Source organism: Pseudomonas sp. FFUP_PS_473 (genome assembly GCF_002858665.1).
In the GTDB taxonomy this organism is placed as follows: Bacteria; Pseudomonadota; Gammaproteobacteria; order Pseudomonadales; family Pseudomonadaceae; genus Aquipseudomonas; species Aquipseudomonas defluvii.
Genome location: NZ_PJQQ01000036.1, coordinates 16,184 through 38,752, shown reverse-complemented (window position 1 = coordinate 38,752; position 22,569 = coordinate 16,184). Strand labels below are relative to the sequence as shown.

16 protein-coding genes are annotated in these 22,569 nt (G+C 60.2%); 2 read left to right on the top strand and 14 right to left on the bottom strand.

Annotated features, from left to right (window positions below):
* Window positions 1-18: 18 nt before the first annotated feature.
* From CYD26_RS20505 to CYD26_RS20455, 11 genes are all read right to left on the bottom strand, one after another.
* Window positions 19-1,251: a VWA domain-containing protein gene (locus tag CYD26_RS20505; protein WP_102053489.1), complete on the bottom strand. Its 1,233-nt coding sequence runs from the start codon at window positions 1,249-1,251 to the stop codon at window positions 19-21.
* Between the two features lie 47 nt (window positions 1,252-1,298).
* Window positions 1,299-1,802 carry a hypothetical protein gene (locus CYD26_RS20500; RefSeq protein ID WP_102053488.1) on the bottom strand — a complete coding sequence of 168 codons (504 nt, stop codon included), beginning with the start codon at window positions 1,800-1,802 and terminating at the stop codon, window positions 1,299-1,301.
* Window positions 1,803-1,812: 10 nt separating this feature from the next.
* Window positions 1,813-2,502 carry a hypothetical protein gene (locus tag CYD26_RS20495; RefSeq protein WP_099776497.1) on the bottom strand — a complete coding sequence of 230 codons (690 nt, stop codon included), beginning with the start codon at window positions 2,500-2,502 and terminating at the stop codon, window positions 1,813-1,815.
* Window positions 2,503-2,573: 71 nt separating this feature from the next.
* A complete protein-coding gene (locus tag CYD26_RS20490; protein ID WP_065759802.1) occupies window positions 2,574-4,124 on the bottom strand; it encodes an SUMF1/EgtB/PvdO family nonheme iron enzyme in 1,551 nt (516 codons plus the stop codon).
* Complete coding sequence (locus tag CYD26_RS20485) at window positions 4,114-5,337, bottom strand: ABC transporter permease (RefSeq protein ID WP_065759801.1); 1,224 nt, start codon at window positions 5,335-5,337, stop codon at window positions 4,114-4,116. Before CYD26_RS20485 ends, CYD26_RS20490 begins: the two co-directional genes overlap by 11 nt.
* The gene (locus tag CYD26_RS20480; protein WP_102053487.1) at window positions 5,321-6,019 is read right to left on the bottom strand and encodes an ABC transporter ATP-binding protein; all 699 of its coding nucleotides are present in this window, start codon (window positions 6,017-6,019) and stop codon (window positions 5,321-5,323) included. Before CYD26_RS20480 ends, CYD26_RS20485 begins: the two co-directional genes overlap by 17 nt.
* Before the next feature lie 5 nt (window positions 6,020-6,024).
* Window positions 6,025-7,980, bottom strand: coding sequence for a vWA domain-containing protein (locus CYD26_RS20475; protein WP_065759809.1), 1,956 nt, complete (start codon window positions 7,978-7,980; stop codon window positions 6,025-6,027).
* A gap of 2 nt (window positions 7,981-7,982) precedes the next feature.
* Window positions 7,983-9,008, bottom strand: a complete 1,026-nt coding sequence (locus CYD26_RS20470) for a hypothetical protein (RefSeq protein WP_099773264.1) — start codon at window positions 9,006-9,008, stop codon at window positions 7,983-7,985.
* Window positions 9,009-9,011: 3 nt separating this feature from the next.
* The gene (locus tag CYD26_RS20465) at window positions 9,012-11,720 is read right to left on the bottom strand and encodes a putative virulence factor (RefSeq protein ID WP_102053486.1); all 2,709 of its coding nucleotides are present in this window, start codon (window positions 11,718-11,720) and stop codon (window positions 9,012-9,014) included.
* Window positions 11,717-14,797, bottom strand: a complete 3,081-nt coding sequence (locus CYD26_RS20460) for a virulence factor SrfB (protein ID WP_065759797.1) — start codon at window positions 14,795-14,797, stop codon at window positions 11,717-11,719. Before CYD26_RS20460 ends, CYD26_RS20465 begins: the two co-directional genes overlap by 4 nt.
* A gap of 17 nt (window positions 14,798-14,814) precedes the next feature.
* Window positions 14,815-16,257: an SrfA family protein gene (locus CYD26_RS20455; protein WP_102053485.1), complete on the bottom strand. Its 1,443-nt coding sequence runs from the start codon at window positions 16,255-16,257 to the stop codon at window positions 14,815-14,817.
* Between the two features lie 342 nt (window positions 16,258-16,599).
* Between CYD26_RS20455 and CYD26_RS20450 the strand changes: the two genes are divergently transcribed.
* Window positions 16,600-17,511, top strand: coding sequence for a hypothetical protein (locus CYD26_RS20450; protein WP_065759795.1), 912 nt, complete (start codon window positions 16,600-16,602; stop codon window positions 17,509-17,511).
* Window positions 17,512-17,537: 26 nt separating this feature from the next.
* Here CYD26_RS20450 and CYD26_RS20445 read toward each other — a convergent pair whose 3' ends face one another.
* Window positions 17,538-18,932, bottom strand: coding sequence for a NorM family multidrug efflux MATE transporter (locus CYD26_RS20445; protein ID WP_102053484.1), 1,395 nt, complete (start codon window positions 18,930-18,932; stop codon window positions 17,538-17,540).
* Between the two features lie 157 nt (window positions 18,933-19,089).
* Between CYD26_RS20445 and CYD26_RS20440 the strand changes: the two genes are divergently transcribed.
* Window positions 19,090-20,034 (top strand): LysR substrate-binding domain-containing protein, encoded by a 945-nt coding sequence (locus tag CYD26_RS20440; protein WP_099773268.1) that lies wholly within the window; start codon window positions 19,090-19,092, stop codon window positions 20,032-20,034.
* Between the two features lie 80 nt (window positions 20,035-20,114).
* On the opposite strand, the gene CYD26_RS20435 is transcribed toward CYD26_RS20440, so the two are convergent.
* Window positions 20,115-21,512 (bottom strand): VOC family protein, encoded by a 1,398-nt coding sequence (locus CYD26_RS20435; RefSeq protein ID WP_102053483.1) that lies wholly within the window; start codon window positions 21,510-21,512, stop codon window positions 20,115-20,117.
* A gap of 111 nt (window positions 21,513-21,623) precedes the next feature.
* On the bottom strand, window positions 21,624-22,508 hold the full coding sequence (locus tag CYD26_RS20430) for a LysR substrate-binding domain-containing protein (protein WP_065759791.1): 885 nt from the start codon (window positions 22,506-22,508) through the stop codon (window positions 21,624-21,626).
* Window positions 22,509-22,569 lie beyond the last annotated feature (61 nt).

Genomic DNA, 22,569 nt, shown 5'->3' with positions numbered 1-22,569 from the left:
CCTTACAATCAACAGGCATTAGTCACAATTGGCGCTGCCGGAAACCTCTTGGCTGGCGTCTTGCAGGGCCTTCGCCATTTCCACGGCATTGTTTGCTGAATACACCCGGCCACCGGTGCTGTCAGCGATGCAACTGGCCAGGCTGTTGTTGCTGATGTTGACCAGGTTGACCCGCAACCGTGGTTGTTCTCGGGCAATACGTTGCGCCACGTCGCAAGCGTTTTGGCCACAACCGTCTGCACCATCGACGAACATTACGATTACCCCGTCGCGGTCACGACCATTCATCGTGCGCGCTGCGCTTTCCAGGCTTGCCGTGAGTGCAGTGCCATCGTTGGCCACGAGGCCTTTAATGCCTTGGATCAAGGCCGGGCGTTGGGCAAGACTGAACTGGCCATGGTCGATTGGCGCGCGGCAGCCATCAAAGGTCACGATGCGCATGTCGATGGCCGGGTGCAGGTCGTTCACCATCTGGCTCAACGCGCTCTTGGCCACGTCCATGCGTATTGGGCCTTGGGTTATCCGGGCCAGGCGCTCAGGGTCGGCTCCGTCCTCTTGACCAAGGGTGAAAAACCATTGCTCGTCCTCGAGCGTGGCATCCACGCTCAGTTGCATTGAGCCGGAGGTATCGAGGACTACGGAAAACTCAGGGGGTTGTACCTGTGGGTCTTTAACGCAGGCGAAGTGCTGCGGCTGGGGTGTATTCAGCCAACGTTGCAGGTAAGGCCAGCCAATCCACAGCGCGAGCAGTAGCGATAGCAGCAAGAGTAATGGCAGCAGGAACCAAGGCAACCAGATCCACGTTCGCCGACGCACAATTGGTGCGGCTGCTTGCGGAGTAGGGCCTGGTGCAGGCCTAGGTTCAGGGTCACCCCAGCGCACCAACAGCGGGTAGCCATTGATGCTGTAAAGGTTGTCGAGGTTCGGTGGCCCTACCAGTCGCCGCAGTGCGCTAGCTTCTGTGCCCTGGCCGCGACGTTCCAGTTCGTTGGCCAATTGCGTGACCGCGTCTTGGCGCTGCGCATAGATCTCCAGCAACGCCTGTTGCTCATCGGCGTTGAGTTCGCGGTACTGGCGTGGCTGTCCGGTCAGTTCCGACCACCATTCACGGGCGCCATCGGCGCCTTTTCGTGGCACCGCATAGAGGTGAGCAACGCTGGGTGGAAAATGCTTGGCGATAATCGCTACGGTGTGTTCGAGCGAGGCTAAGCCGTCCTGGCTCGTGCTGGCATCACGGATAACCCGTTGCATGAGGATGTCCTGAAAAGGACCGGCAGCCGAAGCTGCCGGTTATAGGCTTACTCGTAACCGAGGCTTAGCTGGAGGCGACTGACCTGCTGCTGCAGAGCTTTCAGTTCTTGCTTGCGGGCCTCGACCTGGGCGGCGTTGGCCGTGTTGGCAGGTGCGTTCTGCGAGGCCTTCATCCGCTGTTCAAGGCCCGCAATCTGCTGTTGCACGTCGCGCTTGTTGGCATGCCGGGCCTTGAGCGTTGCCAATAGACCATTGAGAGACTTTTCCAGGCTAGCCTGCTGACGTTGTACGGTTGCCAGGTCCTGGCGGGTCGACGTCTGCTGCGCGCTGAGCTGAGCATACACGTCGTTGAACTGACGGTTCTGCTCACGGGCATCGACCAAGGCCTGCTCGCTGTTGCGCACCTGCTCACTGTAACCACCGCCGTAGTCGCAGTTGAGCTTCTTGATCATGCTGACGTCGCTGTCGGAGGCATTGCACTGTGACGCAGTAGTAGCGCATCCGGCCACTGAGAGCAGGACCAGAATGCAAAGGCTGAGGCGTAGGTACATAGCGTGCTCCTTAGCCCAGGGTAATTGCCGAGCGCTGGCTGTAGAGGCCGTCGACCTCCTGCTGCAGGGCAACGACCTTGTTGTTCATCTTGGCAATTTCTGCCTCGACCTTCTGCACCTCAGCCTGGTTGGCGCCGCCTTCTCGCTCAAGCTTGGCGACCTTCTCAAATTCGGTGACACGGGCTTTCATGTTGTTTACGTCTTTGCGCATCAAGGCAATGTTGCTGTCGATGGCGGCAACGTCTTGCTGAGCCTTGGCCTTGTTAACCGTCTTGGCTTGAATATCGCGTTGCAGGGCGGCGATTTGTTGCTTGTCGTCGTTGATCACGCGCTGCAGAGTGTTGGTCCGCTCGGCAACCTTGGCTGTTTCCTGTTGAACATCGGTGGTCATCATCGTCAGGCGCTGGTTGGTGTCGGAGTACTGGGCACGACGCTGATCCAGGTAGTAGTTGGCGCCCATGGCCACGCCACACGCGGCAAGGCCGGCGACGATGGCGCAGGTAGCTTTGTTGCTCGAGTTCGACAGGGTGCAGGCGAGCACGCCACCGGCTGCGGCGACAGCACAGGCCTGATAGCCCGAGGTGGTGAAAAACTTGGCATCGTTGCCGGAGGTCAGCCGTGGGTCTGCGTTGCTGCTTCCACCCAACATTGAGCTACCGGTACCAGCACAACCGCTCAGCACTAGGCTGACTACTACCATCACACTGACCCAAATCCGGGAGATGCCTGCTTTATTGGTATTCACGTTCGCGTTCCTTGACTCGTTGTTGATCAGAGGGTTACGGCCTTGCAGCTGTTGAGCCAGGCTGCAGTGTCGATTTTCTGGGTTTTGAGGAATTCGGCCTGGTTAGCCCAGTGGGTACGTAGGTAAGGCATTAGCTCCTTCAGGTTCTTGTTGGCCTTGAGCGTGCCCTCCAGCACCGGCACTTGCGCTTCCAGCAGGGGCTTGCCATAGAGCGACCCGGACTCCACCAAAGAGCTGGCGTAGTAACGGCTCAGCTTGTGCAAGCGCGTGCTCTGTTCTTCGAGCTTGGTTTTGCGCATGCCGCAGGTGGGGTCTTCTTCGCCGGCCTTGCAGTTGCTGGCATAGTTCTTCTGCAGGAAGTCGAGGTACTGGCCGTCGTCGAGCATCTTGGTACAGAGGAAAGCGCCGAGGTTGAGGCTGGCGCGGATCGCCTGATCGCGAGCTTCCTGCTGTTGCTGGTTGCTCGCCCGCAGCTGGTTTTCTACGGTCTTGAGCTGGTCTTTCAGGCCTTGGTCATCAACCTTCGAGGCGAGGTCTTCCAGGGCTTTCACGGTGCCTTTGTCCTTGGCGTGTCCGGTGGGTTCATCGCCGCCCAGCTTCTTCCAGCTACTCTCAATACTGCTGACGCGTTCGCGAGAGGTCATCGTGGGCGACACTAGCACCAAGCGCATGCCTGTGGTTTTGCTGGTCACCGGGCCTTCGGCGTTGTAGTACGGCTCTTCTTCACGCAGCGCCGTGCGTAGCTCGCCCTCGGCAGTCAGGTAGTTGCCTCCGCGCACCACATAGCCGCCGGCCTGCCCGTGCTGGCGATCCAGTTTGTTCAAGTGAAAGGGTTCAAACATCATCTCGCTGGCGTTGCCAAGCATGTCGTGCAGGCCCAGGGGGTTTGCTTTGAGCAGCCCGCTGAGCTGCAGTTTGCCGTTCGACGACTGGGCGCCAGCAAACCATTCGTAGGCATTCAAACCCTCGGGCATCGGGTAGCGAGCATCGCGAAACTCAGCGGTACCGACCTGCAGCCCACCGCGCGCTGCGTACTCCCATTCGACCTCGGTGGGCAAGCGCAGAAAGCCCTGGGCGCCATCCTCCTTGGGCAGTTTTGCGGCAGCATTGGCGCGCAACCAGCGGTTGTATTTATCGGTTGCTTGCAGTGCATCGAGCCAGCTCAGCGACACCTCCGGCAGGCGCAGCTTGTTCGACGGCGTCGGGCAGGTTTCGTCCGTCAATGCACGGTATTGCAACTGCGTCATTTCATACTTGGCCATCAGGTAGTAGCGCGATTTCTCACCTTTCGCGCTGGTGAAACTACCGGCGATAAAGGCGGGTCGGGTCTGCTCGACATAACCCCACTCGGCACTGTCCTGGCCAATGTTGATTGGGTAGTCGTCTAATGGTCCGGCCAGAGGGATCAGCACCTTGCGAAACACCATCGACCCTTCGCAGGGCATGGGTAGCACTACATCGTCGGTGTCGGGCATGGGGTTATAGTGTTTCTCCTCCCAGGCCGCAGCCGAGGCTTGCATCAGGCAGCCGAAACTCAGGGGCAAGAACAGTAGACGGCCGTAGGCTTTAGAGCTCACGCAGACTCTCCGCAGGTTGAATTCGAATGGCTCGCAGGGCGCCGATCATGGCGACCAGCGCGGCGACTAGGAACGCGAGGAGCAGGGCGGTCAGGCCGTGCCCAAACGTGATGTGGCAGATGAACGTGCCAGTAGCCTGGCTGCTGCCCAGCAAGTGATCGAACAGTACGCTGCCAGCAAAATAGCCAGCGAGGCCGCCGATGTAACCCACAGCGCTGAGCAGCAGTGCCTGCAGCACCACATAGCCGGCCACGGCAAGGCTGCCGAAGCCCAGCAGGCGTAATACTGCGAGGTTACGGCGTTTGCGGTCGATATTGGCCAGGAAGGCACCGACCAGCGAGGCGATGCAACCGATCAGTGCGGCACCGGCAATCACCCCAAAGATCAGCCCCAACACATGGTTGATCGCTTTGACGCTATCGATCTCAGCGAGACGACTGCTGGTTTCCACATGTTGCTCGTTGAGCCAGCGCTCCAACGCTTCGACGTTGTCGATGTCTTTGGCATAGACCCTGGCCCGGGCATAACCAACCTTCACGCTGTCCAGCAGTTGGCCGCTGGTGCTGCCCAGGATCGGCACGCGATAGCCGTCACGGAAGTACTCTAGGTCGAGCAGCAGTTCGGGGCTGACAAAGGCTGCAGGGCGGGTAAAGCGTGCGGGCTCCAGCACGGCCTGCACCTGCAGTGTTTGCTCGCCGCGTTCGTTGACACCGTCCAGACGGCGGGCGACGCGAAGCCGAATGTTGTCGCCGGCCTTGGCGGCCAGGCGTTCAGCTGTACGGGCACTGAGAATGACCTGGTTGCCTTGTACTGCACTCAAAGGCGTGTTGAGTAGTGGGTCGCCGGCTTGGGTGGGAATAATCTCGATGTTATCGGCAAAGCGCCCACGCTCGCCCTGCAGGTCGGCCTGGGTGTTCAGCGAGCGAGTTTGACCAATGGCAAAACCGACTTCCGGGCGCTGGCGCAAGCGTTCCAGCCAGTCGAGGTCGTAATGGCTGCTGCTGAGCATCTTCACTTCAAGGTTGCGCGGGTCGCTCAGCAGTTCCTGTTGCAGTTGGCTGACCACGCCATGCTTGAGCCCGAACAGCAGCAACAGGGGGGCGATCACCGCCATTAGCGAGGCTGCCATGCACAGCGAGACCTTGCGGTCATGCCAGAGATCGGCCACCGAAAGCTGCATCAGCAGCCCCAGCTGTTTAAACCAGGGGTTCAAAGCGTGTTTCTCCTTCCCCATTCACTGCGCACAGTCGCGGTAGGCCGAACTGATCGATCAATGCCCAGTCATGGGACACCACCAACGCGCTGAGGCCCAGCTCGTTGACCAGGCTCAGTAGCAACTCGAACAGGCGCTGAGCATTGTGTGGGTCCAGTGCGGCGGTGGGCTCATCGGCCAACAGCAGCTGTGGCTCGTGGGCGATGGCGCGCACACAGGCCACGCGCTGGCGCTCACCGATGGACAGGGACTGCGGGTACTTGTCGAGCAACGGCTCAAGGCGCAGGACTTCAATCGCTTTCTCGACGGCATGACTGCGGCTGGAGAGGCCGAGTAGGCGCCGTGGTAACTGGATGTTGTCGCGTACCTTGAGAAACGGCAGAAGGCCACCGTTCTGCAACACGAAACCGAGCTGTCGGGAGCGTAATGCGGCCAGCGCCGGCTGCTGGTTCTCAGCCAGCAACTGGCGTACATCCACCGCCTCACGTCCAAGGCGATAGTGGTTCAGTTGCTGAGGCGCCAGGAGCAAGCCGATGGCTTCCAGCAGGGTGCTCTTGCCGCAGCCGCTCTCGCCGGTAATGGCACGAATTTCACCGTGCTCCAGGTGCAGCTCATTGAGCCGCACCCGATGAGCCTGGGCGCCTTCCCCGCGCGCTACCAACAGTCCTTTGATGTCAAGCATGGGGCTCAGGGCATCATTTCGAGCGGTACCGGATAGACGTTATCGCGGCTATCACTACCGGGTGCCAGTGCAACCCAGCGGTCCACGTCGGCGTTGTAACGCTGGTAGTGGCGCAGCTTGGTACTCAGGCTGCGGATAAACTTCTCCTGAGCAAGGCCGTCCCAGCCTTTCCAGGTTTCTTCATCCAGGTTCAGCACGTCGCTGTGGTACGGCAGGTCTTCCAGGTACTCACCCAGCACGCCCAGGTCCGCAACACGGGTGTTGGCACCCTGTTTCAGTTGGTTCGGGTCGGCACCCATGGTGGCGGCTACCGAGCGCAGGCGGGTAAACATCTCGCTGGGCGAGATCATGCCTTCGTTGGCTGCGTCCAGAATCTGCTTGAGTACATCGCTCAAGTCACTGAGCTGAGCTTTGGTCAGCAGCACACGCACATCGGTGGTCGGCAGGTTCTGCTTGATCAGGTCACGGTCGCTGATCCAGGCCTGGAACACGGGTGGTGCTTTGGTTCCGGTGGTTTTACCGAGATAGGCAAGTTGCATGGCATGGCCGATCAGCGCGGCGTCTTCGAGCATTTTCTTTTCGCTCGGATCGGCTTTGGCGTTGGTTGCACTGCCAATGGCGTCTTCGCCCATGTAGGCTGACTTTACCTGTTGGGTAATGGCGGCGGCGAGGCCGTCCACCTTGCGCCCGAATGCATCCACATCGCCAGCGTTAACCGGATAGTAGAGGGAGGTGTTGGTTCCCGGGTAATTCGACAGCGCCCGGTACTGGGCCTCGGCGCTGCTGTGGTTCTTGGCACCGCTTGGGGTTTTCAGGTGCAGGGTATAGAGGGCGACACCAGGGTTGCTGGCCTCGATCTTCACCTGCTCCGCGCCCAAACCAGTCCCCGACAGTTTGTCGCTACCGTCGATGGCGCCTGCATCGGTGATCAGCACCACATAACGGGCGCCGAACTGGCTCCAGTCGACCTTGTCCACCGCGTGCATGACGCCGGAGTAGGCGTCTTCGTCGAAGGTGCTGCTGGAGACCTTGGCCTGTTTCAGGTCAGCGACCTTGGCCATGAAGTCGGCACCGTCTTTGACGGTGTTGGGGTCGGCGTACATTTTACTTACGTACTCCAGGCCTGGTACCGCCTTGGTACTGGAACGGTAAGCGACCAGGCCAAACTTGACCTGCTGACCGAGGTTTTCCTTCTCGATCTGCTCATATACGCGCTTGATCGCCTCACGGGTGCGATCAATGTATGGGTCCATGGAGATGGTCGAGTCGATGACGAACACCACCGCCGCGCTGAAGGCCTTGAGTTGGGTCTTGGCATTGCCTGGCGTATTCGCATTCGCCGCAGCGCTACTGCTGGCGTCGGCCTTGCTCACCGAGGCGACATTGAGGATTCGTGTACGGAAACCTTCCTCGGTCATCACTTCTTCGCCACTCAACACCGGCAGCAGGTAGAAGTTCTTCTGCAGGTCGATGAAGTATTCCGGCTCCTGAGCCAACACGCCGGGCGCCTCGCTGCCTTTCTTGAGCTTGGCCCGCAGTGGTGCGACATGACTGACCGGATCGGGGGCGTCCAGAATACCCTCGAGCTGATTGCGCTCCTTGAAGAACAGCAGGCGGTCGCGGTTGGCAGGGTTGGTGAACGCCAGTGTGAGCTGCATTTTCCACTCAACAGTACACTCGCCCGGTAACCAGCCGATGCTCTTACCCTGGGTGTCGGGGCCAACCCGCAACCATTCTCGGTTGTCGACCTGAGCCCGTTCATACACGTAAAAACGGCTGAACGCGGGTTGGGCTGCGCCGCTGGAAGCACCTGCTGCGTCGCTGAGCTGGCAGCTTGGCGTGGTCAGGACGCGTTGAAACAGGGTTTTCTTACCTGCTTGCAGCAGAGGCGTGTCCGCTGCTTGCAAGGCCGGGCTGAGACTCAAGGCCAGCAAGGCAGCCGTCAATCCGCGCAGACGCATACTCATTGTTTGAGCTCCTCAAGACGCGCCTTGGCATCGGCATTGTTCTCGTCGAAGCTAAGGATGGTCTCGTACCAGTAGGCGGCAGTGGCGTTGTCAGGTGCTTTGAAGCACTCGCTGGCCTGGTGGTATTTTGGGTCATATTCGTGGGCGTAGGCTGTGGCGATCTGGACGTCGCCGCCCTGAGCGCGGTTGGCGTACAGGCGCTGGGCGACGCCGCACGTGCTGTTGGCCTTGGCGACGTTGATCACTTCCAGCAGCGCAGTGCTGTCCGGCGCCTGCTGGATGCAGCTCTGCACGAAAGCCAGTTCCGACTGGCTCTTCATGCTTTCCAGCGTGCAAGGCTGCGCGGTTACTGCGGGCTCGACCTGTGCAGGTTTTTCCGGCTCCGCAGGCTTGGGTGCGGCAGGTTCCGGTTGCTGTTTGAGCCACCACCAGGCGCCTGCCGCGATAGCTGCCAGTAGTACCAATAGCAGTACCGGCAACAGCCAGCGGTTCTTTTTCGTCGGCGTTGTGGCTGCCACAGCTGGCGCCGGGGTAACCACTTCAGGCTCTGTCAGGGGGGCGGCCTGAGCGACCGTCGTCGCCTGGGACGGCGCCTGCTCCTCTACCGGCGCAGTTGCCGGTACCTCCAGCGTGCCGCTGTTTGCGTTTGTCGGGGTGCTCCCTTGCGACAACGAATGCTGCAGGTCCTTGGCCAGCCGCAGTACGGTTTCCTCGCTCAGGCCCGAGCCCTTCAGTTCAATGCGGAACATGGCGTTGTTGCTGAGTTCCAGCAAGGGGTCGAGTAGCTCCGGCCCAATTCGGGTCTCGAAGGCTTGTGCGTCGTCTACGGTTTCCAACTGAGTAATTTGGAACCAGTAGGGGCTGCTACTCCACTGTGCTTCCTTCTGCAGGAAATGTTGGCTTTGGCTGCTTTGTACCGAAAACTCGAGGTTGTCGGTGGTTTCGCTCCAGCCACTGACTCGAACGCGCGCGTGGCCTGGAACGTTGCTGCTCAGTGACAGCACGTCAACTCTGATACCCATGGATTAACTCGCTTCAAATGTGTTCAGCAGGACGGCCAGTTGGCGTCGCTGCTCGGTGGTAATTTCGGGGTCGGCGCCACTCTTGGCGTTTTCCTGGGTAAGCCAGGCCAGCCCCGACAACCAATCCACCAAATAAAGCTGCTCTTGATGCGAGGGCTGTTCAGGCAGCACGGGCAGTTCGCCAACAGCCACCGAGCGGTAGAAACTGAACAACGGCTCGCGAGCACCCAACAGGCTGTTGGGGCGTGCGCTTACGGGTTTGCTCAGCAGGCCGAACCAGGAGATGAAGTCGCGGATTACCAACTGCACGGCCAACACCTGACGCTGCACCATCTGATCGCGGCGGGTGCCGCTTTGGGCGCGACGGGTCACGGCTTCGTCCAATTCTGTGAGGAAGCTCGGGCTACGCACGGCGCTGATCAGCTCCTCGGTGAGGCTGTCGACCACGCTTTTGTTCAACCGCAGGCTGTTGAGCAGCAGTGTGCGTGAACCGAGCTCGCGCATATGCTTGATCCAGGCTTTTAGGGCCGCCCGGGCAAAGCGTTGCTCTGAGGTGAGTCGCCGTGTCAGCGGCTTCGCTGGCGCTGCTACTGGCTCTGCGGCGGGGTTGGCAAACAGGTTGCCAAAATTGATCGCAGGGGCCTTGTTGGCCGGGGCCTTGGCGCTATGCTCCGGCTCTTGTTCTGCATCGTCGTCCAACCCGTCGATGTCATACACACCGCCCAGGTACAGCTCGCGCAATTCGTCGACCGGCAGTTGGAGCTCATGGATCAACTCGCCCAATACATCGGGATCAGCGCCCAACTGGTTGAGGAGCATCTGCGCCTTTTCGCGCTTCTTCTCCAGCACTTTCTCAAAGTCTTCTTCACGCCAGGCGTACAGGCCGTTTTCAAGCAGCTCTGTACGGCACTCTTCCAGTTGCTCTTCGATCCGGGTGAGCTTGAAGTCGATGTTGGCAACGCCCTTGAAGCTGCTGCTGAAACGGCTGATGCCGCCATCATTGAGCTCGAGCATGGCTTTCCAGGCGGTGCCTGGGTCTTTCACATGACGCTGCACAGAAGGGCTGGCGGCGAAGCACTGGCCCAATTGTTCCAGGCGCTGCGTATGTCGATCAGTGAATGCGGTTTCTTCGCCGGTGCCAGCGTCACGCTCGATAAAGGCCGTGTCCAGGCGAGGCTTGCGTACCAGATAGGTGTTGTTGAACGGAGTACTTGCCCAGTCCTTCATCCACTCCTGGGTGCCGAAACGCTCGATCATCGTCAGTTTCATCATGTTCTCGCAGCCTTCGGGCAGTTGCCCTTCGCTCAGGCCGAGTGTGTTGCTGATGAAACCGTCGAGCATGGTCAGGGCCCAGATCAGGCCTGGCTCACGCTGGCCGCGCTCTTTCGGCGTGCGGCCCTGGGTGCGGTGAATCCAGCGGGTGAGCACTGGACCAACACTGACCACTTCGCTTTGCTTGAACGAGCTGGTGCAGAGCACCAGGGCATTCATTTGTTGCGAGTCGGTGTAGCGCTCAAACAGGTAGGCGACCTTGCCCCGCAGGATCAGGGTCGAGGCCGGATTGACTTGCTCGACTGCATCCGGGTCGGCCGCATCCTCGATGCGCAGCAGTTTCTGCCGGGTGCGATAGCCTGGGAAGTCGAGCAAATCGACTTCCTCTACGACCGGGTCTTGCGGACGATTGATCAGACGGAAGGTCATCTCAGCAGTCAGTGCGGCGAGTTGGGCGATGCTCAGGCCCACGCTGCTCTGCAGTTTGCCGTCGCACAATGGCAACACGTTCACCGGCAGGTCGCGATTGGTGCCCAGACGCCCGAGGATATCGACGTTCATGATGCTGTTGGCTTGGGTGTAGACGCCGTTGTCGTCTTTCACCAGTACGCTCAAGGGTGCGAACACGGTCTCGGGGAAGCCCATTTTGTGCAGGCCACCGACCAGTTGTTCGTAGACCTCGGTGAGCAGGTGTTGCTCGCCCCATAGCACAGAAAACAGCTTGGCCCGCTGACGGTAGTTCAACCGTGGTGCCAATTTCATTACGCGCGGCCAGTAAAGCTCACTGAGCTTGCGCACGGACTTTTCGTAGTTGCCTTTCAGGTAGTCCCACAGGGCCACTACATCGTCGGCGGTGACCCCAGGTTGTACCTGTTCATGCTCCTGGCCTTCGAAAGCCTTGAGCACATCCTGAATGCGGGCGTCAGTGAAGGTGTAGTCGAGCTTTTCCTGGTCAAAGTCCTCGAACCAGGCGTTAGCCAGAATCTTAGCCACTTCGATTTCACTGAACAGCTTCAGTTCTACCGGAAAATTGGCATCGGGGCTTGGTTTGGCCCAGCGACTGAAGCGTGTCACAAGCCCTGTAGCCTCTTTGCCGAGGCCAGTGGGGTTTACGTGCTCGATGAAATCAAGGGTCTTGCCGCCGAAGTCGGTTTCCAGGCGGCCACGGCTGTCGGCTGCCAAGGCGGAAATCAGGTACGACTTGCCGGCCTGAGACAGGCCGAAGAAACCGATCACCATCGGTGTGCCGGCGGCGCGCTGCAGGTCTTTGGCTCGGTTGCGTGCCTGGTGCAGCCGGAGGTTGAGGGCATCGCCCTCGGCCTCTACGCTGGCGGCGTTGCCGCGCACCTGTTGAATCCACTCCAGCGCTTCGTTCGCACCTTTGTGAACGGCACCCCAGGCACCCATCAGCTGCTGTTGCTTTGGCGTTAGATTGCTCATTTTCCTTTGACGTTCCCGCTGTCGAGCCAATAGTCACTGTCACTCAGGCTCATGGTCGGCATGGTATTGAGTGAGAGCTCAAGATCCCTTTCAAAATCGAAATCGGCATCCTGGATATTCGATTGCAGCTCAGCGATGACCAGCTTGTCGCTGATCAGGCCCTGCTCCAGCAGTTGGTCCGAAGGCTCGTCCACGGCCAGACGAATGCGCAGCACCGGCGTTTCACCGCCCTTGCCGATGGCGCTTGAGAAGTTACGACTGCCTCTGGCGGTAAAACGCAGCGTGTAGAGTGGCGATGCGGACCAGCGCTCGGCGGCCAGTTGGCGGTAACCCAGGTGCATGTCGCCGCGCATTTCCAGCCACGGCGTACCGCGTTGTTCACCTTCGCCCACGATTGGCAGTTGAATGCGGCCTTTGTCGGAGGTCAGGTTGTGGTAGAGCACGTCACCATGTTTGATAGTGCCGGCGTTATCAATCTGGCCGAAGTGCTTGATGGTCGAGTACGGTTTGAGTGCTGCCGTGCGGAAGTAGAAGTTCGGCACACTGTGCTTGGAGCACAGCAGGCAGATCATTGCTCCCACCGAGGCGGTACTTTTCGGGTCGTCGATCAGGCCGTTTTTGTGGAACGGGTACCAACCACCAGTACGGTAGTTCTGCAGTGGCAGAATGCGCCCCGGTGGCAGTGGCAAGCGCTGGCGAATGAAGGCTTGAATGCCCGGCAGGCGCGACGGGCGGCCGGTCAGCAACAGTGCGTCACAGGGGTAGTGGAAAATCACTTCGCACAGTTCGGCGAGGATCTTGGTGATGTTGATCTGGCCACCGAGGAACGCCGTATGTACCTGTTCGAGGTCAAAAGCGATAGGGGTTTTCAGCAGGTCCAGGGTGCCGTCACGGCCAACATCACGGCGCACGGCGGCATACACGTACTCCAGCACGCTGTCGTTGACAACAGCATCGCCCAGTACTTCTTGCCATGAGCGCTCAACAACCTCCACTGGGGTTTCGGGGTCGTACTGCTCATAGGCTTTGAGCAACGCCAGACCCAGCGGCATGAACACCTGCAGGTTGAGCTGCTGACGCAGAATCCGCTCCTGGGCGCTGGCATCGCCGTTGCCGCACAGGCGCGACATCAGGGCATCCGGGGCATATACCCCGGCGTTCTGCAGCGCCTGCTTGAAACTGGGCAGGATGAACTCTTGAATGACGTCCAGGAGGATGTCGTCGCCCGCGATCTTGAATCCGTCGCGGAAGCGCTGGCTGGGCACAATGTGTACGTTACTGCCTGTGCCGCCGTTGCTGCCACGGTCCAGGTGGTAGTCGGTGATCACCAGATCCGTGGTGCCGCCACCAATGTCGATGGTGGCCAGGGTGATCTGCTCGGTTTCACTTTTGTCCGGGCGCGCCAGGGCGGCGAAAAACTCTTCCGGGTGCCCGGCGAAGTTCTCGTTGACCTCGTTGTACAGGTACACCAGTTGCCCGCAGCTGGCCTCGTCCCATTCAACGCGAATGCTCGGCAGCGGTGTGAGCGGCTTGACCGACTTGTCCTTGAACGGGTTGCTCTCGCCCTCATGCCAGCCAAGACTCTTCCACACCAGGCCGACGGCCTCGTTCATACGGTTGTTGAGGATGCTGCGTTCGGCCTGCGGCATGCCTGGCGGTACGGTGAGGGTGATGCTATTGAGCTGGCGCGGTACCCGCGCATGGCCCTGGCGTGAACGCTGGGCCGGGCTGTTGATCTGCGACAGCGCCTGGGTGACCACTTCGGCCAGCATGAACGTCATCAGGCTGCTGCGGGAATAGCGCGGTGTGAACACCGGCATGTCGTTCTTTGGCGGCAGGTACAGCGCCTGGCCGAGGTCGTTGATCAAGTGCGAGAAAGGTGCGGCGGTCGCCAGCGGCTCCTTGTCGGTTTTGACATACGAAGCGTTGAAGCGCCAGCCATGACCATAGGCCTTCTCATCCCACAGGTAACGTTTCGGGCTGGACAGGCCGGTGGAACCTTCGGTGCCGCGACGGCGGCTGGCCAAGCGTCCGGCCTCGCCGCCGACACGGGCAATCGTGGCCCACTGGAAGGCATTGTGACGGCCGCTCTTGACCGAGAAATGGTCCTTGCCGAAATAGGCCTGGGCAAATTCGACGCGGCTCTCAAAGGCCTGGTTGTAGATCTTCTCGGGCTCACTGAGGTCGCGCAGCTCCAGCACATAGTTGTGCTTCATGCCCGAACCCGACTGGCCATGATCTTCGATCAGAATGCCGCAGGTGCGTGAGTTGCCGACGTCCAGCACCAGGTCCACCGGAATCGGGCGCACAACGCCCAAGGCGTCATTGGCGACGACCTTGATCTCGGGGATTTCGACCTTGGGCTTTTCTGTGCTCTGCTCTGCAGGTGTCGGGCGGCGCAGCAGGCTCAGCAGGTTCAGGTAATGCCCGAGGTGGCGGTTGCCCTTGAGGTCTTTGTCCAGGCGCTCGCGGGTCCAGTCTGCACGGGCTTCGGCATACAGCTCACTGAGCCACTCGCGGATCCAGCTGTGAGTCAGGAACCAGCCGTACTCGCGGGCGCTGCAGGCGATCTTGAAGGCTACACCAGAGCGCACGTCTTCTTCGTTTGGCGCCAGGTAGGCGGTGCCGCTGACGGACGGCATGATACGGCTGTCAAAGGCTAGCGTGAGACGGTGCGTATTGCCGTCAATATCGGGCTCGGCCAGTTTGATCAGGCGCATCCGCGACCAGTTGTTCGGCCCCTCGTCGAAGCGATAGGGCGGCATGAAGCGCAGAAACGGAATGGGCAGCCAGATGCCGTCAAACAGCTTCAGGCTTTCTTCCATGCTCAGTCGGAAGTGGTTGTCTTCGCTGGAGTCGAACTCTACCGGCACGACTTTGTCGGGCTCCGGTTCGTAGAAATCCTTGTATTCCTTGGACCACAACAGGCGCGTAGGTACCAGACCGTTGTTGAGCTGCACGAATTTGCCGGCTTGCTCGCCATCTGGGCCCAGGCGCAGGGCGAAGTCCATAAACTGAATGCCGGTATCGCTGATCAGCGTGACCGTTTCTTCGAACTGGGTGATTTCAGGCAACATCTTCTGCGCTTCTCGTGTTATTGGCCGGCTTGCTTCATCAGCATCGGGAACGCTTCGGTGCCGTAGCTACCGCTGCAGTCGGCGATGTGCTGGGCGCCTGGTTTACAGTTCACTTGGGGCAGGTCATAGCTGCTGCCATCGGCACAGGCGGCCTGACCATCGCTATTGATCGACAGATTGCCGCCGTTCATTGCCGCGACCACCGGAGCGCTGCAACGCACGCCGTCAGAGCGGCTGACCGTGGCGTTACCTTTGCCGTCCTGGAAGTCATATTTCAGACGCAGCGGCTTACCGGTGCCGACTTCCTGGATGCCGGCACCGCTCCAGTCGCCGTTGAGGAAGTTGGCCGTACCGTCTGCGGCATCTGCAGGAATACTCAGTAGCGGCGAAGGCTGGGTGCCTTCCGCAAGCGCCGGTAGTTGTGTCGATGGGGCGTTGGCGGGTGCCCCTGCGCTTGCGGGCGGCGTTTGTGCCGCACCGGTAGATGCCTCGTCCGGCGCTGCTGGTGGCGCAGTGGTGGGCTCCGGCGCGGTGTTGGCGGCGGAGCCTGTACCGGCACCTTCATTGGCTGGTGCAGCTACGCTGCCTGGCGCGGTATTTGGCATGCCCACTGTGCTGCCAGAAACGTTCAGCCCGTTACCCGCTGAGACTGCGCCGCCGGGCAGGGTGACGCCGGGTTGCCCATTCAAGGAGGGCACATTCATAGACGGTACTTCAACCTGCGGCATACCTGGCAAGCCTGGCAGTGCAGCGTTGGGCAGGCAGCCACGCAGGCCAAACAGCAGTAACAGCAGGAGCAACAGCAACAACGGCAGTAACCACCACCAGCGGCGCCACCAGGATGGCTTGGTTGCCTGGCTGAGCAATGGTGCTGCGGCGGGTGCCGCCAGCGGTGCGACCGGTGCTGGTGGTGCCGGCTCGGCAACTTTGGCTGTGCTTGGGTAGAGGCAATGCAGTGGCTGGCGGCTGCGCTCGGCACCCGCGTGGACGAAGCCCCAGAACGTCAGGACTGGCCGACCATCAACCAGGTACACGAAATTCTCGTCGGGAAATGGCACCACGCAGGTCAGCAGCTTGCCGAACACCGTCCGATCACCCTGAGCGCCTGGCTTGCTACCGGGAAGCGGCTGACCGTTGGCATCCAGGCCCAGCAGGTCATTGCTGAGCTCATCGATCTTGCGTTGCAGCACTTCCAGTTGAGCACGGGCGGGTGCCCGTTCTTCTTCGGTTGCGCTGCTCCAGGGGATTACATCACCCGGCCGATCGCTGTACCAATCGATGGTACTGCCGCGCTCGTCGGTTTGCGGAATGGCGAGGTGCTCGACCAGTTCAGGTTGGTCGGGGTTCTTGCGGCGGATAGCCTCGCGCAATTGCAGCGCTGCCCGGTACACCGGTTGGCCTGTTTCTCCTAGTGCGGTGAAATCTTCACTTTTGCCGCTACGTAGCAGTACTCCGCGCATCATCCCTACCTTGATCACTCATCCATAAGTATTTGAGTGCCCCATTGATGGCACTCAAAAAGTGCAGCCACACTAACGGCAAACTCGACACGCCGTCAATTCAAATGGGTGGCAAAGTGCTATTGGCTTGTCTAATGGGTGATTTCACGCTGGAGGGCACGTTTTTCGCGGCCTGGCGCATCCCGGCAGTGTGCTAGCGTGATCGTGTGGCGTGGATCGCCGCGGTCCATAAGTGCCTGTAGACTGCCCGGCATACCCTCTGGTTGACGGTTACGGTTTTCCGATTGTCAGGTCGTCTGTAGATGGCCTTTTCATTGATGCAGCATTAAAAAGGGATAGACGATGAGTCTCTGGGATGAGCTGAAGCAAAAAGCTGTCAACGCCAACCCTGAATTGGCCGCCAAGGCTGCTCAGGCACTGAACAAAGCCAAGGACCTCGCCGTTGAAGCAGGGCAGAAGGCCGCGCCGGTGCTGAAAGAAGCCGGTGAAAAGGCTGCGGCCTATGCTCAGGAAAAAACACCGGTGCTGAAGGCTCAAGCACTCAAGGCCATTGATGATGCCAAGGTTCGGCGCGCCGAACTTCAGGAGCAGGCCAAGCACGACAAAGCCGCCCGCGATGAAATGATCCGGACCATGTACGACATCAGCCTGTCACCCGAAGATGTGAACTTCATCGACGAACCGTTCAACCACTATGGGCGCCAGTTCTACTTTTTCGTCGTGACCGGGCAGGTACTGGACACCCAGAAGCGTAACCAGGTGCACTTGGCCGCTGGCCACTCGCATCACTCCAGCGGTGGTTATCTCATTAATGGCTACGGCTCGACCGGGAGTAGCTCGTCATCGTCCTACGTCAGCAGCCGCAACGTACAAGAGCACGAGTTCTGGGTGAAGTTGCGCGATGGAAAAGAGGCCTGCTTCCAGTTCGCTGACAAGGCCGTGCGGATACGCGAAGGCCAGGACATTACCATGCTGTTTGTTCGAGCGGCGCAGAGCCAGACCGGGGAAATGGTTGCGCTCTACAACCACAGCTCCGCTGAGAATTTCATCATTGCTGCCCCGGCGGAGATCAATCAGATGTTCAACATCTATACGGTTGAGCCCGGTTTCTTCAACAAGAGCGAAGTACTGAGCACGCGTAATCGGCTGCTGATGGAGCTAGAGCGGCGCCTGCAGCAACTGTGCACTTATTCGGCCATACATGGCAAAGCGGCAATTCAGGCCCAGGCGATTGAAGGCGAGCACGAAGCCTGAGTATTGCCCTGCATGAGGTTGCCTGTTTATACAGCGCCTGCACCACTGGCAAGTCGGGTTTCCACTGGTACCCCCAGCATGCGTTTCATCCGCCACTCGAATGCCAGGGTCAGGCAGATTGCGGCGCATGCCAACCCCAATGCCAGGCCCCACCAGACACCGACGGCTCCGCCGTCGAGCGGGAAAGCGAAAACCCAGGCGGCAGGTGCACCAATCAGCCAATAGCAGACAAAGCCAATCAGGAAGGTGGTCTTGGCGTCCTTCAGGCCGCGGATTGAGCCCATGGCAATGGTCTGGGTGCCATCGAACAGCTCGAACCAGGCGGCAACCATCAGCAGGCTGACCGCCAATTGAATGACTTCAGCGAACGCCGGATCACCCTGGTCGAGGAACAGCCCGACCAAGGCTTCTGGCAGCAGCCAGAACAACACTGCAAACGCCAGCATCAGCGAGGCGCCAAATCCGATCCCGACTCGCCCGGCATGCCGCGCAGCATGCAGGTTATCGGCACCAAAATGCAGGCCGACCCGCATGGTCACTGCATAGGACAGCCCTGCCGGGATCATGAACGCTGTTGAAACGATCTGCAGGGCAATCTGGTGTGCTGCCAGCTCGGTACTGCCCATGGTGCCCATGCACAGCGCCGCAAAGGCGAACAGCCCGACTTCTACCGTGTAGGTGCCGCCAATCGGCAGGCCAAGCCGCCACAACTCGCTCAAGGCTGGCCAGGATGGCCGGCTCAACCGGTGGCGGATGGCATAGGCGTCATAGGCTGGGTGCCAATGAATATGCAGGGCCAGCGCCACCGCCATACCGGTGGCGACGATGGCCGTGACCAGCCCGATCCCTACCAGCCCGAGTTTTGGCAGGCCGAACAGGCCTTCGATCAGCGCATAGTTGAGCAGGAAGTTGAGCACGGTACCGACCAGGCTGATGACCATCACCGGCGCCGAGCGCCCCAACGCACTGGTGAAACCGCGCAAGGCCATAAAGGTCAGGTAGCCGGGCAGGGCGAAGGGCAACAACAGCAGGAACTGGCTGGAGGCCTCGACGTTGTCTGGTGTCTGGCCGAGCAGCAACAGCACCGGCGACAGGTTCCACAGCACCAATGCGGCAACCAGTGCCATCACCCAACCCAGCCACAAGCCCGCCTGGGTCAGGCGCGTGGCACCTTCGGTATCGCCAGCACCCTTGCGAATCGCGACTAACGTGCCGACAGCGGCAATCACCCCCAGGCAGAAAATCGACACGAAGGAATAGCTCGCGGCACCCAGCCCGCCCCCGGCCAAGGCCTGCGGGCTGATCCTGGCCATCATCAGGGTGTCGGTCAGCAGCATCAGCATGTGTGCCAACTGAGAGGCGATCAGCGGCCCGGCCAGGCGCAGCAACGCCTTGAGTTCTTTAGATGGCACGGCTTGCATGATGATCGTCCTGTTCTCGGGCAAGGTAAGGTGAAGCCATTGATTCTCGTGCTTTGGACGATGCTGCACAAAAGGATAATAACGATCATTGGCATGATTAAAACTCATGCGAGTAAGATCGCTCATCACGTATCGGGGTATTGTCGGGAGCAGGGTCATGTCACGTCGTTTACCGCCGCTCTATGCACTACGGGCATTCGAGGCAGCCGCGCGGCACAGCTCGTTCACCCGCGCGGCACAGGAACTCTCGATCACCCAGAGTGCCGTCAGCCGGCACATTCGTACGCTGGAGGATCACTTCGCTTGTCGACTGTTTTTACGCAATGGCCGAACGTTGCAGCTGAGTGAAGCCGCCCGCTTGTTGTTGCCCGGCGTACGTGAGGGGTTCGCTGCACTGGAGCGGGCTTGCAACACGCTGCGCAGTGAAGACGACATCCTGCGCATGAAAGCGCCATCAACCCTCACCATGCGTTGGCTACTGGCCCGTCTGAGCCGCTTCCGTCATTTACAGCCTGGCAACGAAGTGCAACTGACCAGCGCCTGGATGGATGTCGATCACGTGGATTTCAATCAGGAGCCGTTCGACTGTGCGGTGCTGTTGAGTGATGGTCATTTTCCCCCGGACTGGGAAGTCAACCGTCTGTTCTCCGAGCTGCTGGTACCGGTCGGTTCGCCAGAGCTGCTCAATGACGGCCCTTGGGACGCTGAACGGCTGGCCTCGGTCGAGCTGTTGCACCCGACCCCGGATAAACGCGACTGGCGCAGTTGGCTGGCCTGCATGCACCTCACCGAGCAGATCTCACTCAAGGGTGGTCAGGTGTTCGACACGCTGGAGTTGGGCATGATCGCTGCGGCGCGTGGTTATGGCGTATCGATGGGCGACCTGCTGATGGTGGCCGAGGATGTGGCCCAGGGGCGTTTGAGCCTGCCCTGGCCAACGGCGGTGGCCAGTGGTCTGGATTACTACCTGGTATGGCCGAAGACCCGTCCCGGTGGTGAGCGGCTGCGGCGGCTCAGCGACTTTCTGCAACATGAAGCCCAGGTCATGAACCTGCCGGATGTGCAGGTACTGAATGCGCTTGAGGCCACGCATCCAGGCTGACCCGCATCGCTGGCAAGCCAGCCCCCACGAAGGGTGCGCGTAGGCGATCTTCGTGGGGGTAGGCAAAGCCGCTCAGCGCTTTACAAAGAGGCCAGGTTCAACGCCTCGGCGCAGGCTTCCAGCGAGCGACGCTCGCTCTGCGCGTACAGCGCCAACTCATCCTGGACCGACTTGCCCAGTGCCTGCTCGAACGCCTCGCGGTTGGCGTTGCTGCCGTACTGGCTATGGCTGTCATCACCCAGGTTGGACTGGAAGATGCCTGCGGCACTGACCGGCAGGAAGTCCTCGTAGACCAGCGCTTCAAAGTGAATGTGCCCGGCGTCGATCAACGCGTCCAGCGAGGTTGGTCGTTGCGCGGCATCACGTGCGGCCATGCCCTTTTCAGTCGGGAAGTAGCGGAAGTAGGCCAGGCCTTGTTGACGCATTTGCCCCAGATCGTCCGGGAAGGCCTGGAACTGTTCTGCCAACAGGCTCATGTAGCGCTCAGCGTTCGCTTCTGCGGGGACACCACCCAGGCTTTCGCGTGTGGCATCGAGCAGGCGGTCATACAGTGCGCGCCCTTTGGGCGTCAGTGCGGCGCCGCGTTGTTCAATTTCACCGAAGCGGGCGGTATGGCTGCCGCCTGCCGTGGCGTCCTGGTCACTGAAAGCAACCTGCTCCTGAAGCGCCTTGAAGCTGGTTTGGCGCAGCAGGATCGGGCACCGCCGGCGTGGTGGGCCTTCGATGACTGCCTTGGGTGGAATGCCCTTGGCCGGCATGCCGACCTGAATGGCGTCGATGTCCAGTGTGCGCGGCGTCAGGTGGTTGATGTGCGGGCCTTTGAAGGCCACCACATCAGCGATCAAACGGTGTTGATCATGCAACTGACGGTACTGCTCGGCGGTGACCGTGGCGGTGTTGTGCCAGCGGAAGGTATGCAGCGCCTGCTCGACGAACTCACGGGCATCGACGTCGTTCAGGCCGCCATCACGCTCGAATTGCTCGATCAGGCTCAGCGCACGTGGGGTGAAGATCTGCCGTTTGGCGAGGATGCCACGGGCCAGTTCACGCAACTGCGGGTTGTCGATCAGTTCCAGGCGCAGCAGCGAGGTAAAGACGCGGAACGGGCTGATATGCAGCGACTGTTCGTGGACGGCCCGAAAGGCTGTGGAATGCACTGGCACACCGGCAGGGCTGAGGTCGTAGTAGCCCACCGGCTGCATGCCCATGACTGCGAACAGGCGACCAATGGTGGCCAGCTCTTCAGCCGTGCCCACGCGGATGGCGCCGTGGCGCTCCTGGTCGAGGCGTTCGATTTCGCCGGTCCAGCGCAGGGCTTCGGCGATGTCGGGATGCTGTTGCATCACCTGGTGATTGGTCTCGCTCACCAACTCCAGCAGTGTGCCGTACAGCGGCACCTCCTGTTTGTACATCTGCGACATGGCGGCCGAGAACTGTGCGCGAATACTATCCGGGCTGACGAAATCTTGAGCGGTCATCGAAAGCTTCCTGGTGAAAAGTGCAGGCTTACATGAAAGCGAGGAATGCTGTTCCGACACAAGCGAAAAAAAGTCGAGCCATCATTCCTGAAATTCAGGAAACGTCGGCGCTCACACGTGTTCGCGAATCCACTCCACCAGGCTGCGTACCTTGGGCACTTCTGCAGCATGTTCGGAGAACGCCAGGAAATACGCGCCGTTGCTTTTCATCGCGTGCTGCCAAGGAACGACCAGCTTGCCTTCGGCCAGCTCTTGAGCCACCAGATAGCGTGGCACCAACGCCACGCCACAACCAGCCTGGGCGGCACTCAGGCACATGTAGAACGTATCGAAGCGCGGCCCGTGATAGCTGTTCGCCGAATGCAGGTCCTGCTCAAGGAACCACTCGTGCCAGGCTTCGGGGCGCGAGGTGGCTTGCAGCAGCACCAGGTCGGCCACTTCACTGGCATCGTTCAGGGTGCGCCCTTGCAACAGCTCCGGCGAGCAGACCGGCACCATCTCTTCGCCGAACAGTTCGATGCAGGTTGCCCCGGGCCATGTGCCCTGGCCAAAGAAAAACACCACATCGGCATTACCCTGAAGCAGGGCGAAGGGCTCCATCTCGTTGCGGATATCCAGGTGAATGTTCGGGTGGCGTTTGCCAAAGCCCTTCAGGTTCGGGATCAGCCAGCGCACGCCGAAACTTGGCTGGGTGGCGACCTTGAGCACCTCGGTTTGCTCACCATAGGAGAGGATGTAGCGGCTCGACATGTCGACCTGGGTGAGGATCTTGTTCACTTCGGCCAGGTACAGCGCGCCGGCCGGCGTCAATTGCAGACGTCGCCGTATACGCAGGAACAGGTGATGGCGCAGCATGTCCTCCAACTGTGCCACCTGTTTGCTGACGGCGCTTTGGGTCAGGTGCAGCTCTTCGGCCGCGCGGGTAAAGCTCAAATGACGGGCGGCAGCTTCGAAGCATTGCAGGGCGGCCATCGAGGGCACGAGGCGTTTGGACATGGTGTTCTCGTTAATCATTACCTGGCGGAATGATGTGCTGAGTAAAGGTCGTTTGTTGTGC